Here is a 14,717-nt window from a genome sequence, read left to right on the forward strand (position 1 = left end):
GGCGCGGCGGCACGTCGAGGGCCTCAGTGGTCTCTCGGCTGACGGCAAGAGGATGGTGGATCAGTGGTGAGCGTGCGCGTGCTCGTCGTGGACGATCAGACGGTCGTACGTGAGGGGCTGGTGCTGCTGCTCGGGCTCGTACCCGGCGTCGAGGTCGTCGGCACGGCCGGTGACGGTCTGCAGGCGGTCCGCCTGGCGGCCGAGTTGCGGCCCGACGTGGTGCTGATGGACCTGCGCATGCCGCTCCTCGACGGCGTGGAGGCGACCCGACGCATCCGCACCGCTCACCCCGAGACCGACGTCGTGGTGCTGTCCACCTACTCCGACGACGAGCTGGTGTTCGCGGCTCTCCGTGCGGGCGCTCGCGGTTACCTCACCAAGGACACCGACGCCGAATCCCTCGCCCAGGCCGTAACGGGCCCCGTCCCCACCTCCGTGCCGAGCGTGCAGTGCACCCGTCCGCCGGTCGAGCCCGCCCCCGTGCCCCTTCCCGACGGGCTCACTCAGCGCGAGGCCGGGGTGCTGGAGCTGATCGCGGAAGGCTGCTCCAACGCCGAGATCGCCGCCCGCCTGGTCATCTCGGAGGCCACCGTGAAGACCCACATCAACAACCTGTTCGCGAAGATCGGCGTACGAGACCGCGCCCAGGCGGTCACGTACGCCTTCCGCAACGGCCTGGCCCCCGGCACCTGAACCCCCTTCGGCTCGGAACTCTGCTCCGATCAGATCGTCGTCCAACGACGGTGGCACATGGAAGCCCTGCCAGGAGAAACAAGCGACGCAGGCAGAAAAGAAGCCAGAAGGAGGCGGACAGTCCGGAGATGAGCTCCGATCCTCATCCCCGGATGACGCTGCGAACCCGTCTCACCTCCCTGCACCGGCCTCGATACGCCTCCGCGCGGTTTTGTCGGTCGTGATCGTTAGGGTGACGACCGACCTGAAGGGAGGCGGATGGTTGTGGGCCGTGACGCGGATGCCTGGCGTCTGTTCTGCGGCGACGAGCTGTGCGGTGAGATCACCGTCGACGACGTGGACTGGCCCTGGGCTTATGGCGGCTTCGTGGCCACCCCCGTCTTCGCCGAGGTCAAGCCGCTTTTCGAGCGGGAGCTGGGGCTCCTGGAGGAGATCGGCGAAGACTCGCAGGCATGGGAGGCGGCATACGACGAGGTGGCGGCGGCGGTCAGCCTGGTGTCACCACGCGGCGCCGTCGCCGAGTTCCTGCTGCACATCGAAGGTGACCGAGCCTGGTTCCGAACCTAGGACCTGATCGAAGAACGGTGACCACGGGCTCGTCCACAAAAGAATGCACAACGTTCAGAGCGTCCAGCCCGCGTTGATGCCTTAACTCGAATTCGAGTAATAAGGGTTGCTCGTTTCGTTGAGGCGATTTTTGGGTTACCGGACCGCTAAGCTCCCGTTTCGTGTCCAAAGATCATTTATGGCGAATTATCAGGATCGGATCAGTAAGTCTGCTCCTTGTGGCCACGGTCGTCGGCCTGATGCGCGACAAGTTCTGGCTCTGGACGGCCGTCGTCTGGTCGCCACCGTCTTTTGTCGCGTACGTCCAGCCCGAGCCGTACGGCACCGTGACCATCGTGACGTTGCTCGTCGCCGCTGCGATCAAAGCCCTGTTCCTGTGGCTGATCCTGCGTGCCCCCAGGCCGGGACCGCTGAGCGGCCGGGAGAGGGCGCTGCGCAGGCTGCTCTACCTGGCGGTGGCGTACAGCCTCATCCTGTGGTGGCCGTTCGCGGTGCTGCCCGACGAGGTCGGCGCGGCGGTTCAACTCGTCCTGTGGGCCGCGATCGACGTCCTCCTCCTGCTCGTCATCCGCTGGCGGTCGCGCGTGCTGCGGGCGGCGGCCGGGGTGATGTTCGCGATCCAGATCCTGGTGATGGCGGAGGGCCTGCTCATCGAACTCGACCTCTGGGAGGTCGACTGGAACGACGTCGCCTGGTGGATCTACATCGCGGTCTGTGTCGCGGCGACCGTTCTCACGGTCGTCGGGCAGCGGCGTGACGGCCGGTGGGGTCGCGGCACCCTGATCGTGGGCTGATTGTCGTTGACCTCCTTCGCGTTCGACCTCCCGATCAACAGCTTCTTCGAGCCGCTCACCAGCGCCTGGCTGGCGTCGATGGTCGTCAGCCACGTGCTGGGGCTCCTCGGCGTCGTGTGGAACGCGGCGACCGCGCGGGATATGCCCGTCGCGGACGGTCATCCGGTGACCGCGTCCTCGCGGCGGCGGTGGGGGTGGGGGCATCGCGTCGCGCTGGCGGCCGTGCTCGTCGTGCCGATGGTCGTGGTGATCCAGCCCGAGCAGAACGCGCGCCACACCTTCGACGGCGCGTCGCCGGACTGCTACGGCCGGCCCAGCTTCGGCGACCTCAAGCCCGAGGAACGCGAGCCGGTCTTCCTGTGCCTGGCGCGCTACAGGGATTTCGGGCAGCCGCCCATGTTCCCTGACAGCATGCCGGACAAGGCCGTCCTCGCGTACGGGCGGGCGTTGTGCCGGGCGAAGGACCGTGCCGAGCAGGAGGCGCTCCTGCGGCAGGCCGGGAGCGCGCGGGCCGCCTGGGGCGTCGACGATTGGGACCTCGTCTACGTCTGCCCCGAGATCGTCGCGAAAACCCAGCCTCACCTGCTGCGCTCCTCCGAGCAGTTGTAGGCGGACGCGCGCGACTACGTCGCCGAGAAGAACGCCAGATGCCGTGACCCGTGGCCCAGGACCAAGGGCGTCGTCCAGGCCACGGCCAACTACTTCCTGTTCGTCGACGGCGACCCCGGCTACGTGGTCACCGACTCCGCCGACGACGAGGGAACGGGCGAGGACGCGATGGACGAGCTCTACAAGAAGGGCAACGAGACCGGGCTCGGGGTCACCCCCGGCACGGTGCTCGTCGGGCACGCCGCGGACGTCAGCGACGTGTGCATCACAGTGAAGGCGTTCCGCAAGGCGCCGCCGCCACGGACCGCCGGGTGGGACTCGGTGCACGAGGTCCCGATCAGCAGCCGCAGCGGCACGCTCACGGTTCCGGAGAAGGACGGAGGGGAAGTGGGCGCGGGCGCGCCGATGCCGAACCTCGCGATCAAGGGCAAGGGCCGCTACCGGCTGCGCGTATACGTACGGGTGACCAAAGGCGGAGAGGAGGAGCACCTGGTCGTCGTGTTCCCCGGAAGATCGAGGAAGCAGCTCGCCCTCAAGTCGTGACCGCGGTCATCCGTCCTCGGACGTGAGGCCGCCGCGCCGGGCGGGTGAGCAGGTTGCGGGCGATGCCGAGGTTCTCCGCGAGGTCGTCGAACCGGTGCGGCCCGAGGAAGATGTTTCGTCGCGCCGGTGGCCGCACCCTAGTGGCTGGAGCCCCGCTGTCCTGCGGGGCGGCTCAGCGGCAGCAGATCCAGTCGTAAGGTCTTCTTCAGGTTGTCACGGCAAGATTGCGCGGATGGGAACCATCGGCCCTGCTACTTCCATCCCATTTAGGGAAGGTGCGAGGAACCGGCCACCGGATTCTCGTACGTACCAGCGAAGTCGCAGGGGAGGTCACCGAAACGAGGTGCAAGCAACGGGCCGCGCGCAAGCCCCCCACGGCGGCACGACCGCCGGCGATCGCGGCGCGCCCGACCGATCCCTTCCATGGCCGGGGGAGTGGCCACCCCCCGGCACCGTCGCCCGCGTAGGCGTACGGTCGTCCGGCATTTCCCGAGCGTCCCGAGGCCGGGCACGACACGAGCGTGCCCGGTGCACCCACCGACGACGGGGGTATCGCGTTCGACCCGGACCTCTTGCCCGCACGCAGGCGGGGGAGCGTGACCCGCTCCGCCGCCGCGTCCACCACGACGACGAGGAAGACAATCACATGCATCCTGAGGCGTTAACCCGACGCGCGCGCCGCCACGGATGGAAGGTGGCGTCCGGCGCCGGTCCCGTGGTCGCCGTCGAGCGCCACCACTGGCGCATGAGAGTCACCTTCACCGGCACGGCCCCGCAGACGGCCAGCATCATCGGCCCCGACCTCGAGGAGAGCCGGCCCGTCAATCTCCGCCTGATCAACACGTTGCTGCGAGCGAGCCCGGCCGAGATCGCCGAGCACGCCGCCGAGGCGATCATCGGCGGCGGCCAGGACGGTGATCGGGCACGCACGTGACGGAACCGCCAGGGGGGTGACCGGGGCCGGACGGCCCCGCACCCGTCCCGCCACAGAACTCACGCGACCATGTCCTTGAGCTGCGCACGCAGCTCCGGCCAGGCGTCGCCGAGTACTCAGCAGCAGGCGTGGCGCGTCTTGCCCCAGGGCTCGCCGGGACGGTGCCGGTCGACCTCGGTGACGACGGTGCCGTAGGCGGCGTACATCAGCCTGCCCATCGCATCGACGTTCCAGAACACGCTGACCGCGCGGGCGCCGTCGCCTGATCGCCGCAGCGAAGTATGGCCACCGCCGCCGACAATCACGGCAGGCTCGGCTCGGGGGTCGCCGGTCGCGTGATGCGGTGGCTGAGCCGCCGGTACGGGCGGCTGCGCAGGGCCACGGCGGTGGCGATCAGGCCGATGACGCCGACCGCCATGAAGATGAGGGCGAGACCCCGGTCGGTGCCCGTGCCGAACCAGTCGCCGATCGACCTGGCGCCCGCGCCGTCCGTCATGAACGGGATGACGACGAACTGGGCGATCGGGGAGATCAGGAACGCGGTCAGCGGGGACGCCGCCTGCTCCACGCTCTGCGCGAACCCGAAGACCCGCCCCTGCCGCTCATAGGGGACCACTTTCTGCAGGATCGTCTGCTCCGCGGCCTCCGCGTACGGGACGAGCAGCATGTACGCGTACATCCCGACGGCCAGCAGCACGATCGACGACCGCAGCGGGAACAGCAGCGTGACCCCCCACAGGACGAGGTTGACGAGCAGCAGCACCTTCACCGGGTTGCGGCCCAGACCGGTCCGCGAGACGAGCAGCCCGCCGACGATGAACCCGGTGCTCAGCACACCCCACAGCAACCCCCACACCTGCACGGGCACCAGCGACAGCCCGTAAGGGTCCATCAGCGCCATGAAGACGCCGCCGAGGAAGTTGTTGAAGGCGGAGAACAGGATGAGGGCCGTCAGCCCCGGCACCTCCCCGACCAGCCGCATCGTGCCGCGCAGATCCACCGACCGCTTCGGCTCGTCCTCCGAGACCTCCGGGCGTTCCGGTACGCGGACGACGGCCAGGTGCAGCAGGGCGACCGCGAGCACCGCCAGGCTCAGGACGAGCACCCAGTACATGCCGCCGATCGCCACCAGCGCTCCGCTGAACACCGACGTCACCAGGAAGCTCACTCCCGTCGAGCTGCCGACCAGCCCGTTGGCGCGATCCCGGCCCTCCTCGGGGATCAGCAGGGTGACCAGGGTCGGCAGCGCGATCGTCCTGATGTTGCCCACGATGACGCCGACCATCAGCAGCACGACCATCACCCACAGAACGACACTGCCCGGATCGGTGAACGTCTCCTCAGGCACCGCCAGGTAGATGCCCAGCGTCCCGGCGTACAGCAGGAGCGAGGCCAGCGCCGACACCTGCATCATCGTCTTCTTCGCATGGTGATCGACCAGGCTGCCGAACCAGATGCCGGATAAGGCGGTCATCACCAGGAAGATGCCGGAGATCACGCCCGTGGCGAAGACCGACCGCGTCTGCAGATAGACGTAGAAGGTGATCGCGAACCAGGCCGTGCTGTTGACCACCGACACCAGCACGGTGTTGCCCAGCAGCTGGTAGAAGGTCCTGCGATCTCCAGGAATGACGCTCACGAGCCGCCTCCCGTACGTTTCACCATGATGTCCTCGGAGGTTGAGACCCGTCGGAGCGGGATAACTCATCGCAGGACGCCGCCCGTACGGACGATAATCGAGCGCGACATGGAATTCTTCTGTTATCACCGTGACCGGCCCGGCTCCGCGACCCTCCGTGAGAAGTTCGTGGAGGAGCATTGGTCCTACATGGACCGCTACGACGCACAGCTGATCGCCCGCGGCCCCACGCTCGACGGCGAGACGGCCACCGGCAGCGTGCACATCATCGATCTGCCCGGCCCCGCCGCCGCGCGGACGTTCGCCTTCGACGAGCCCAACTACCAGGCCGGCGTCTACCGCGACGTGATGGTGCGCCGCTGGCGCAACCTGCTGGGCCGTACGATGTGGGAATTCCCGGGCGGCCGCGAGGGCGGCAACCGCTACCTCGTGCTCGGCCTCGGCGCGGGCGAGGCCGAGGAGCCACCGCCCGGCCGGTCGGACGACCTGATCGCCTACGGGCCGCTGCTGTCCGACGACGGCGCCACCTGGCTGGGCACGGCGGCCCTGGTCCGGGCGACGGATCGGCAGGCGGCCCGCACGCTCCTCGACCCGGACCGGTACGCCGGCATCGAGGTCCACGCCTGGGAGTTCGGCGGACGGCGCTGAGCTCAGCCCCAGGTCAGGAAGCGGTAGTGCAGGCCGGTCGACGATTCCTGCCACGCCCCCACGGAGTCGGGCGCGCGTCCCACGTCCGGCGCGTGCGTGTCCCCTTCGAACGGCTCCCGGATCTCGGTGACCACGATGCGGCCGGCCAGGGGCAGCGCCGCCCGGTAGACGGCCGCGCCGCCGATCACCCACACGTCCCCTGACGCCGCGGCGAGCGCCTCCTTCAGCTCGGTGAAGGTGTCCACGCCCTCCTGCGGCGTGCGCGACAGCACGAGGTTGCGCCTGCCCGGCAGGGGACGGAAGCGCGGCGGCAGCGACTCCCACGTGCGGCGGCCCATGAGCACGGTCGTGCCCGCGGTCAGGGAGCGGAAGTGCTTCAGGTCCTCCGGCAGGTGCCACGGCATCGTGCCGTCGCGGCCGATGACACCGTTCGCCGACTGCGCCCAGATCAGCCCGATCACACCGCCACCGGTGCCTTGATGGCGGGGTGCGGGTCGTAGCCGTCGAGCACGATGTGCTCGTAGGTGTAGTCGAACAGGGTGTCCGCGGACTTCAGGCTCAGCCTGGGGAACGGCCGCGCCTCGCGGGCGAGCTGCGTACGGACCTGCTCCTCGTGGTTGTCGTAGATGTGGCAGTCGCCGCCGGTCCAGATGAAGTCGCCGACGCCGAGCCCCACCTGGTCGGCGATCATGTGCGTCAGCAGGGCGTAGCTCGCGATGTTGAACGGCACGCCGAGGAACAGGTCCGCGCTGCGCTGGTAGAGCTGGCACGACAGCTCGCCGCCGGCGACGTGGAACTGGAAGAACGCGTGGCAGGGCGGCAGCGCCATCTGCGGGATGTCGGCGACGTTCCACGCGGAGACGATGATGCGCCGGGAGTCGGGGTTGTCGCGCAGCGTCCGCAGCACGTCGCTGATCTGGTCGATGTGCCCGCCGTCGGGGGTCGGCCACGACCGCCACTGCACGCCGTAGACCGGGCCGAGCTCACCGTCCGGCCCCGCCCACTCGTCCCAGATCGTGACGCCGTTGTCCTGCAGCCACTTGACGTTCCCGTCGCCGCGCAGGAACCACAGCAGCTCGTACGCGATGGAGCGGAAGTGCACCTTCTTCGTCGTGACCAGCGGAAAGCCGTCGGACAGCCGGTAGCGCAACTGGTGACCGAAGATCGACCGCGTCCCGGTGCCTGTGCGGTCGTTCTTACGGGCGCCCGTGTCGAGCACGTGGCGGAGCAGATCTTCGTACTGGGTGTCCGGCATGCTCGCGAGCTTAACGGGTCAGCCCTGAGCCGGCGTCTTCCGGCTCGTCCAGTGACGACGGCCGCAAGGGGCGGATGCTCATGACCCATGAGCCCGCCACGCGCGGAAGGCACGCCTGGACACGGGCTTGGGCCTGTTCGTCGAGCTCGTCCTGGCCGATCGACCAGTCCATGCGCGGCGGACCGTCCCCTAGGAAGACGGCCTCCAGGTAGTCGTTCCACCGCCCATAGGAGCTCAGGACGACGAACTCCTCCGGCGCGTCCAGGTCCAAGACGACATAACGGCCGTAATCCTCTTCGCTCTCAGGGTTGAGGAGGAGTTCCGCCGTCAGCGCCACCCGGTCGTCGCGGGTGTCCGGCCCGAGCCAGGCCCACAGGGGCGGCCGGCCCGCGCAGTCGATGCCGCGGCGCGCCATCTCCGCCACCATCTCCTCGTACGCGGGACGGTACGAGGGGCTCAGCACCCTGGCCCAGTCTCCGGCCAGTTCCCCGTGGTCCTGCAGCGACTGAAGCACGAGTCGATGCTGAACCGTCCACAAACGCATCGGACAGAGTATGCCAGCTCGCGACATTAGGGTGAGGGCGTGGGCAACGACTTACCGCCGCGAGCCGGGCTGGGCCACAGGGTCGCCTGGGGCGCGCTCGGGCTGTTCCTCGCGGCGTTCGCGATCTTCGAAAGCTGGAAGTACGGCCTGCCGACCACGGCCGCCGCGCTTGCGTTCTTCGTGCTGCCCGACCTGGTGCGGCTGGCCGGGGTGCGACCAGGAGGGCCGCTGTACCAGGTCGTGCACCGGGTGTGGATCCCGCTCGTGGTGGTGGTCGGCTACAGCTTCGGGCCGGTGGTGTGGCCGCCGTTGTTCACGGCCGGTCTGGGGTGGCTCACGCGGATCGCGCTCGATCGTACGCTCGGGCGCGGTCCCGCCGGTGCCGCCTCAGCCGAGCGGGCCGGCGCCGTATGAGGCGGCGACGGTCTCCAGGTCGAACGTGCTCGGAGGGCCGATGAGGCTCGCCTTGGCGTCGGCGCCGATGCGGTCGACGATCTCGATCTCGCCGGCCTCCAGCCCGTCCAGCGCGAGCCGTACGAGGCCGGCGGGGTCCTGCAGGACGCCTTCCGGGAACTCGACGCCGGCGTTCGCGGCGAACTCCTTCATCGTCTCGGTGGCGATGAGCCCGGGGACGAGGGCGGTGACCTGCGTGCCCTGGGCGGCCAGTTCCACGCGGACGCCGTTGGTCAGGCCCCATTGGGCGGACTTGGCGGCGGCGTAGGAGGTGTTGCCGTCGACCGTGGTCCAGGCCGCGGCCGACAGCACGTTGAGGATGGCGCCGCCGCCGTTGCGGGCCAGGATGGGCGCGAACGCCCTGATCATGGAGAGGGTGCCGTAGTAGTTCGAGTCCATCGTCATGCGGATGGCGTCGAGGTCGCCGGTCATGAAGTTCCCGCCGGCGGTGAACGCGGCGTTGTTGATCAGGACGTCGACGTCGGTGGCGATCGCGGCGGCCGCCTCGACGGAGCCCTGGTCAGTGATGTCCAGGCGCAGGACCTCGGCGCCAGGGACGTTCACGAGTTCGGGACGGCGGGCGGTGGCGTAGACCTTCGCTCCGCGTCGCAGCAGCTCGACGGCGAAGTGGTGGCCGATGCCGCGGTTGGTGCCGGTGACGAGGGCGGTGGCGCCGTGCAGTTCCATGCGTGCAGCTCCTTAAGATGACCGCTTGGTCAAGATGATGGCGAACGTACCCAAACATGACCTATCGGTCAAGTTGCTAGAATCGCGGTCGTGACCAAGCCTGAACGCCCCCTGCGCGCGGACGCGGCACGCAACCGCCGGCTGCTCCTGGAAGCGGCCGCGGCCGAGTTCGCCGAACGCGGCCTCGACGCCTCGATGGCCGACATCGCCCGCCGGGCAGGGGTGGCCAAGGGCACGGTCTTCGCGCACTTCGCGACGAAGGAGGAGCTGATCGTCGCGACCGTCGGCCACTACTTCGCCGAGCTCACGGCCTTCGCCAGGCGGCTGCTCGACGCGGCCGACCCAGGGGCGGCGCTGCTGAAGTTCCTCACCGTGGCCTGCGGCAACCAGCAGCAGCACGACCTGGCGTTCCTGCAGACGGTCACGGAGGGCGACTCGGAGGTGACCAGGCTCAGGGACGAGCTGCACGAGAGCATCGGCGCGCTGGTCGATCGGGCCCGCGAAGCGGGCGCCGTGCGGCCCGACATCATCGGCACCGACATCTTCCTGCTCATCTGCGCACCGGTGCACGCGGTCGGGTTCCTGGCGAAACCGGACCCTGACCTGTGGCGGCGCTATCTCGCGATCATCTTCGACGGGCTGCGCCCGGAAGGCGCCAGCCCGCTGCCGCACCCGGCGCCGACCTGGCCATGACCGTCGCAGGGGGAGCGCCGGCAGGCTGAGCGGCGTGCTCACCACCGGCGTGCTCACCACCGGGGTGCTCACCGCCGGGGTGCTCACCGCCGGGGTGCTCACCGCCGGGGTGCTCACCGCCGGGGTGCTCACCGCCGGGGTGCCGCCGGCGTGAAGCCGTCCCGCACTCCTACCCGCGGCAGGTGTTCAGACGGGGACCTCGAAGACGAGCTCCAGGCCGTCCACCTCGTCCCACTGCTCGCCGACCTGGGCGAAGCCGAGCCCGGCGATCGTGGCCAGGGACGCGGTGTTGTCCGGGCTGATCGTCACCCGTACGATCCTGACCTCCGGGGCGGCGGCGGCCTCGCGCATCAGCTCGGTCAGCATCGTCCTGGCGTACCCCTGGCGGCGATGGCCGGGGTCCACCGAGTAGCCGATCTCTACCATGCCGGATATATCCGGCGGCCCGTGGAAGCCGGCGTACCCCACCACGACGCCGTCCGGCTCGGCCACCACGGCCTTGGTGAGCCACCCCGCGCTCCCCGGGTCCGTGGCCAGCTGGTTGACCCGGTACCGCCAGACCCACTTCGCCTGATCGGTGAGGAAGTACGCCGTGAGCCCGGCCCCTGCCTCGGCACTGGCTCGGTGCAGGTCGTCGTCCAGGAGGGCCGTCATGGCCGCGCCGGTCAGTTCGACGAACCTCACGGACTTCCGAGGGGAGAGCGGATCTGTCACAGCGCGGATGCTCCCGGAGCGTCCCTGCCCGTGTCCAATGGTTTATGCGCCGGCGATCAGGGGGCCAGGCGGCGTGCGGCGCTCTCCAGGTCGGCGGCGGCCACCAGGCAGGCCGCGATATGGGCCCGCACCGAGGCGTGCAGCCACTCCGGCGCCCCGCCGCCCGCCCGCAGCTCCGCCTCGATCGCGCGCAGCCGCTCGGCGCAGGCGATCAGGGCGCGGGCGTCCGAGCGGAGGGTCTCGGCGTGGGCGCTGATCTCGGGGGACATGGCGGCTCACCGTGGCACCGGGACGGCTGCGTCCCGGAGCGACTGGCGGACGGCGGTGGACAGGCACATCAGCGGGCGGGCCCCGTCGAGCCCCAGCTCGCGCAGCCGCCCGGCCAGCGGATGGGCGGCCTGCGGCGCGACGACCAGCCGCAGCGGGGGAGCCACGTGCAGCCGCGCCGGCCCACGTGTCCGTACGCAGGACCGCAGCACGACACCGGCCTCCCGGGCGTAAGCGACCACACCGGGATCGCCCAACGGCAGCCCGGGCCCGAGCCGCCCGCGCAGGGTGAGGATCTGATCGGCGCCGACCTGAGCCGAGCGCCCGAGCCGGATCGTCAGCGGCGTCTGGTACGTCTCCCCGCCCCACAACCGCGACCCCAGAGCACCCACGACCGGGTCGTCGACGGCGGTGCCGACGAGGAAGCTCCCGGAGCGACGCAGGTCAGCCGCCCGCAGCAGATCGGGCACGAAGGGAAAGCGCCGCCGGAACGGCCCCGGCACGACGACGCCGACCTGCAGCTCCCCGTAGGCGCCAACGCTGGTGCGCCGGTTGGCGGCCACATGCACGGCGACCAGCGCCCGGCCCCCCACCTGGACGGCGGGCCCGACCTCGGCGCCCTCCAGCAGGCCGGCCGCCATCACCGGATGCGCCGCGAAGTACGCCGTGAGCGCCTCACCCTCATGGCACCTGATCGGCAGTTCGACGCCGCCCTCGGCGACGGCACGGGTGGGCACCGTGAGGAAGGGAAACCCCTCGGGGCCGGGCGGGCGGTCGAACAGCAGGTACGCCTGCGACCGCACCACCCGCCCCCGATACGGCGTGAGCCGCTCGTCGATGACCGCGCGGGCCTCGGGCAGGTCGTCGGCCAGGTTGGCGCGGTAGTGGTCGATGCCGTGACAGAGCGGGAACAGGTGGGTGGCGTCGCCGTAGTCCACCACGTACCAGTCGGGGTGCAGGTCGAAGCAGGTGCCGGCGCCCTGCCCGTCGAGCGTGGGGATGATGTCGTGCTGGTTGGTGACGCTGGCGACCCACGTGCGCCGGTCGGCGGGGCGCTTGAAGTCGATGGGTGAGCCGACGGCCACGGCGTGGGTGACCGTGTGGCGGGCGCAGAAGGCGGCGTCCTGCGCCAGGTTCATGATCGCCGCTCCGCCCGCGCTGTGCCCGACCAGCGCCAGCTCGGCCTCGGGCGGCAGCCCGTAGTCGGCGACGGCCTCGGCAAGGGCCCGGCTGTAGGGGCTGCTCGCCAGGACGGCGCTGCTGAACGCGCCGAGCAGGTCCTGGGGAGATTCGCTGTCGGGACGTCCCGCCCGCATGCCGGGCGCCTGGAGGACGTGGCGGAGCACCCCGTCGGGCCCTTCGACGCTCTGGATGAGGACCCGTCCCGTGGTGCCGAGCGCGCTGATGTTGCCCAGGAAACCGAGCAGCGACCCCCGCGTGCACAGCAGCGCCGACTCGGCCGCGGTCAGCTCGACCCGGCGGGCGGCGCCTTCGCCGGTGTCGAGGACGGCGATGGCCCTGTTGCTCATTCCGGTGATCGGGTCGGCGGTGGCGTACCCCTTGCCGGTCGCGATGAGCCAGGCGGTGGCGTCGTTGAGCGGGTTCTCGTCCAGGAGCGCGCGCAGCGCGAGCACCTCGCCGAAGACCGGGGCGAGCTGGCTGAGCGCGCGCACCGCGCCACGCTCCTTGAGCAGGGCGCGCAGGGCACGTATGGCCTCCAGGTCCCGGTCGGCGGCGGCCGCGTCGATGAGCCGGGCCAGCATGGGGTCGCCGGTCAGCTCGGGGTGGGCGATCGCCACGGCCGCGACGCGCAGCCGCAGCGACGTGGCCAGCACACGTACGGACAGACTCTCGGCCCCGAGCACGCCGCCGATCTTGGCGGCGGCGGTGAGCAGCGGGCCGCCGCCGGTGAACGCCCACCCGAGCCCCCGGCTGTTCGTCGTGGCCCGCAGCAGCGCCCCGCAGGCGGGCAGGGCGTGCGGTAACGCGACGTCGGTGAGCGCGGACGTGGCGTGCGCCGCCGCGTCCTGGATGGTGAGCGCGACGTCGACCAGCTCGCGGGCCGCGGCGCGCAGCCGCGCGGCGTCGGCGTCGCTCATGGCCTGGTCTGCCGGGACATGCTGACCAGGCGGGGCTTCTGGTCCTCCGGGGTGTTGCGGTGCACGACGTCCGACAGCGTGCGGGTGCCGGCGATGACGCGCATGCCCGCATGGGAGAACGTGGCGGCGTTGAAGATCCGGGGAGCCAGCAGCGGGTTGGTGAGCGCCTGGGAGAAGGCGTCGATGGCGATGATCTTGGTGAGCAGCGGCGGCAGGATCGCCTCGGGGGAGCCGGGTTCCTCGGCGAACAGCCCGACGTACAGGTCGACGTCGTCCACGTCGCGGTAGAGCTCGCGCAGCGCGCCGATGACCCGCCGGTCGCCGGAGATCTGCGTGAAGTCGCGCACCCGGGGGAAGCGGCAGTGCTCGCGATAGTCGTTGTACGGGGCCAGGTCGAGCGCCCGCGAGTCGGCGATGCTGGCCAGGTCGATCTCCCGCAGCACGGGATCGGTGTTGAACAGCCCGATGCGGCCGGCCCGCTGACGGGAGGCGTCCTCGAACAGCCGCCCGAGACCCGGACCGGGGATCAGCGCGCTGCCGAAGAAGGTCTCGGCCATCGGCAGCTCGCGCCCGCCCACCGACAGGTGCGAAGGGACCAGGCTGTGCCAGCGGTAGACGAGGTTGAACTCCACCGACGCCCAGTTCTGGCGGTGCCAGGGCGCGTGGTCGAGCCGCGCCGGCAGCGCCGGGTCGAGGGTGAACCGGAAGTGGTAGGGGGTGATGTGGTTGATGTACTCCTCGACGACCAGCTTGATCAGCAGCACGATGAGGATGTTGCGGGTCGTCTGGAAGAGCCGCTCGTCGTCCCAGCGCGGATGTTCCAGGGCGAGCAGCCGCGCCACCCGGTTGTGCTCGCGCAGGAACAGCACCGTGAGCAGGGTGAAGCCGATCTGGCCGTTGCCCCGGTCGCTGCCGGTGGCGAACAGCGTGTCGCGTTGCGCGTCGGTGAGCCGCTCCCAGAGGGCGACGCTCAGCGGCGCGAACTCCGGCTTGATCGCGCCGTTCTCGCACAGGTAGGGCGGGAACTCGCCGCCGTTGATCAGCTGACTCTTCAGCAGCCCGCCGTCGAACGTGCGCAGCGCCGCCGTCGCCGCGTCGTTCAGCCCGTACAGCTGGTTGAGGTCGATGTGGTGGTTGGAGCTGTTCTTGCGCGGGTCGCGCGGGACGTTGGTGTCGCCGCGCAGGAAACCGTCGGTGAACCATTGGGCGAAGTACGCGAACAGCACCGTGGACCGCGGGCACGGGATCATCGACGCGCCACGCGTGAACAGGGCGGCGGCGGCCTCGGGCGTGGGCCGCTCCCGCTCGCCTGCGGGGACCGGGGGCAGGTGCCTGCCGCTGTAGGTGCGGTCGGTCAGCGAGGCCCACGAGGTGTAGCCGGCCATGGTGCTCAGCGGCTCGGGGCGCGGCGGCATCTCGCGGACCGCGTGGTCGATGAGCGAGGCGTTGATCCGGCTGCGCAGGGGGCGGCTGGCCTGCAGGAGGTCCCACAGCGGGCGGCCGCTGGTCAGGGCCAGGAATCTGAGCCGGTTGGTGAGGCCGTCGGTGGCGATGCTGCGTGCTCGGCTCTGCGCCATC

Annotated in this window: 19 protein-coding genes; 9 read left to right on the top strand and 10 right to left on the bottom strand. The window is 70.4% G+C overall.

All coding sequences use genetic code 11. The features are described 5' to 3' along the window. The first annotated feature begins 66 nt into the window (after positions 1–66). The 6 genes from AB0K18_RS30075 to AB0K18_RS30100 all read left to right on the top strand — a co-directional run bounded on the left by AB0K18_RS30075 (position 67) and on the right by AB0K18_RS30100 (position 4,140). The gene (locus tag AB0K18_RS30075; RefSeq protein ID WP_364920766.1) at positions 67–693 is read left to right on the top strand and encodes a response regulator transcription factor; all 627 of its coding nucleotides are present in this window, start codon (positions 67–69) and stop codon (positions 691–693) included. A 258-nt stretch (positions 694–951) separates the two neighbouring features. Then, complete coding sequence (locus tag AB0K18_RS30080; protein WP_364920769.1) at positions 952–1,260, top strand: hypothetical protein; 309 nt, start codon at positions 952–954, stop codon at positions 1,258–1,260. 218 nt (positions 1,261–1,478) lie between these two features. After that, positions 1,479–2,054: a hypothetical protein gene (locus AB0K18_RS30085; RefSeq protein ID WP_364920771.1), complete on the top strand. Its 576-nt coding sequence runs from the start codon at positions 1,479–1,481 to the stop codon at positions 2,052–2,054. Continuing rightward, positions 2,055–2,663, top strand: coding sequence for a hypothetical protein (locus AB0K18_RS30090; RefSeq protein WP_364920774.1), 609 nt, complete (start codon positions 2,055–2,057; stop codon positions 2,661–2,663). A gap of 123 nt (positions 2,664–2,786) precedes the next feature. After that, positions 2,787–3,206: a hypothetical protein gene (locus tag AB0K18_RS30095; RefSeq protein ID WP_364920776.1), complete on the top strand. Its 420-nt coding sequence runs from the start codon at positions 2,787–2,789 to the stop codon at positions 3,204–3,206. A 694-nt stretch (positions 3,207–3,900) separates the two neighbouring features. After that, positions 3,901–4,140: a hypothetical protein gene (locus AB0K18_RS30100; RefSeq protein ID WP_364920779.1), complete on the top strand. Its 240-nt coding sequence runs from the start codon at positions 3,901–3,903 to the stop codon at positions 4,138–4,140. Positions 4,141–4,256: 116 nt separating this feature from the next. Here AB0K18_RS30100 and AB0K18_RS30105 read toward each other — a convergent pair whose 3' ends face one another. Both AB0K18_RS30105 and AB0K18_RS30110 read right to left on the bottom strand, forming a co-directional pair. Then, positions 4,257–4,445 carry a hypothetical protein gene (locus tag AB0K18_RS30105; protein ID WP_364920782.1) on the bottom strand — a complete coding sequence of 63 codons (189 nt, stop codon included), beginning with the start codon at positions 4,443–4,445 and terminating at the stop codon, positions 4,257–4,259. Then, entirely contained in the window at positions 4,442–5,779 is a 1,338-nt protein-coding gene (locus tag AB0K18_RS30110) for an MFS transporter (RefSeq protein WP_364920784.1), read from the bottom strand. Before AB0K18_RS30110 ends, AB0K18_RS30105 begins: the two co-directional genes overlap by 4 nt. A 108-nt stretch (positions 5,780–5,887) precedes the next feature. On the opposite strand from AB0K18_RS30110, the gene AB0K18_RS30115 reads away from it, so the two are divergent. Continuing rightward, positions 5,888–6,427 (top strand): YciI family protein, encoded by a 540-nt coding sequence (locus AB0K18_RS30115; RefSeq protein ID WP_364920787.1) that lies wholly within the window; start codon positions 5,888–5,890, stop codon positions 6,425–6,427. A gap of 2 nt (positions 6,428–6,429) precedes the next feature. Here AB0K18_RS30115 and AB0K18_RS30120 read toward each other — a convergent pair whose 3' ends face one another. Genes AB0K18_RS30120 through AB0K18_RS30130 form a run of 3 tightly spaced genes read right to left on the bottom strand, consistent with a single transcriptional unit; the run spans position 6,430 to position 8,196 of the window. Next, complete coding sequence (locus AB0K18_RS30120) at positions 6,430–6,888, bottom strand: dihydrofolate reductase (RefSeq protein ID WP_364920790.1); 459 nt, start codon at positions 6,886–6,888, stop codon at positions 6,430–6,432. Further along, the gene (locus tag AB0K18_RS30125) at positions 6,885–7,682 is read right to left on the bottom strand and encodes a thymidylate synthase (RefSeq protein WP_364920793.1); all 798 of its coding nucleotides are present in this window, start codon (positions 7,680–7,682) and stop codon (positions 6,885–6,887) included. The genes AB0K18_RS30120 and AB0K18_RS30125 overlap by 4 nt, the downstream gene beginning before the upstream one ends. A 10-nt stretch (positions 7,683–7,692) precedes the next feature. Continuing rightward, entirely contained in the window at positions 7,693–8,196 is a 504-nt protein-coding gene (locus tag AB0K18_RS30130) for a hypothetical protein (RefSeq protein ID WP_364920795.1), read from the bottom strand. Positions 8,197–8,265: 69 nt separating this feature from the next. Between AB0K18_RS30130 and AB0K18_RS30135 the strand changes: the two genes are divergently transcribed. Beyond that, positions 8,266–8,640, top strand: coding sequence for a DUF4260 family protein (locus tag AB0K18_RS30135; protein WP_364920797.1), 375 nt, complete (start codon positions 8,266–8,268; stop codon positions 8,638–8,640). On the opposite strand, the gene AB0K18_RS30140 is transcribed toward AB0K18_RS30135, so the two are convergent. After that, the gene (locus AB0K18_RS30140; protein WP_364920799.1) at positions 8,614–9,366 is read right to left on the bottom strand and encodes an SDR family NAD(P)-dependent oxidoreductase; all 753 of its coding nucleotides are present in this window, start codon (positions 9,364–9,366) and stop codon (positions 8,614–8,616) included. The genes AB0K18_RS30135 and AB0K18_RS30140 overlap by 27 nt on opposite strands. A gap of 90 nt (positions 9,367–9,456) precedes the next feature. On the opposite strand from AB0K18_RS30140, the gene AB0K18_RS30145 reads away from it, so the two are divergent. Further along, entirely contained in the window at positions 9,457–10,059 is a 603-nt protein-coding gene (locus AB0K18_RS30145) for a TetR/AcrR family transcriptional regulator (protein ID WP_364920801.1), read from the top strand. Positions 10,060–10,245: 186 nt separating this feature from the next. Here the strand turns inward: AB0K18_RS30145 and AB0K18_RS30150 are convergent, their stop codons facing one another. From AB0K18_RS30150 to AB0K18_RS30165, 4 genes are all read right to left on the bottom strand, one after another. Beyond that, positions 10,246–10,743, bottom strand: coding sequence for a GNAT family N-acetyltransferase (locus AB0K18_RS30150; protein ID WP_364920804.1), 498 nt, complete (start codon positions 10,741–10,743; stop codon positions 10,246–10,248). An 86-nt stretch (positions 10,744–10,829) separates the two neighbouring features. Continuing rightward, complete coding sequence (locus AB0K18_RS30155; protein ID WP_364920806.1) at positions 10,830–11,042, bottom strand: hypothetical protein; 213 nt, start codon at positions 11,040–11,042, stop codon at positions 10,830–10,832. A gap of 6 nt (positions 11,043–11,048) precedes the next feature. Then, positions 11,049–13,139, bottom strand: a complete 2,091-nt coding sequence (locus tag AB0K18_RS30160; RefSeq protein ID WP_364920809.1) for a hypothetical protein — start codon at positions 13,137–13,139, stop codon at positions 11,049–11,051. Further along, positions 13,136–14,716: a peroxidase family protein gene (locus AB0K18_RS30165; RefSeq protein WP_364920810.1), complete on the bottom strand. Its 1,581-nt coding sequence runs from the start codon at positions 14,714–14,716 to the stop codon at positions 13,136–13,138. Before AB0K18_RS30165 ends, AB0K18_RS30160 begins: the two co-directional genes overlap by 4 nt. Position 14,717 lies beyond the last annotated feature (1 nt).

Origin of the sequence: Nonomuraea sp. NPDC049421 (assembly GCF_040677005.1) — a bacterium.
GTDB lineage: Bacteria > Actinomycetota > Actinomycetes > Streptosporangiales > Streptosporangiaceae > Nonomuraea > Nonomuraea salmonea.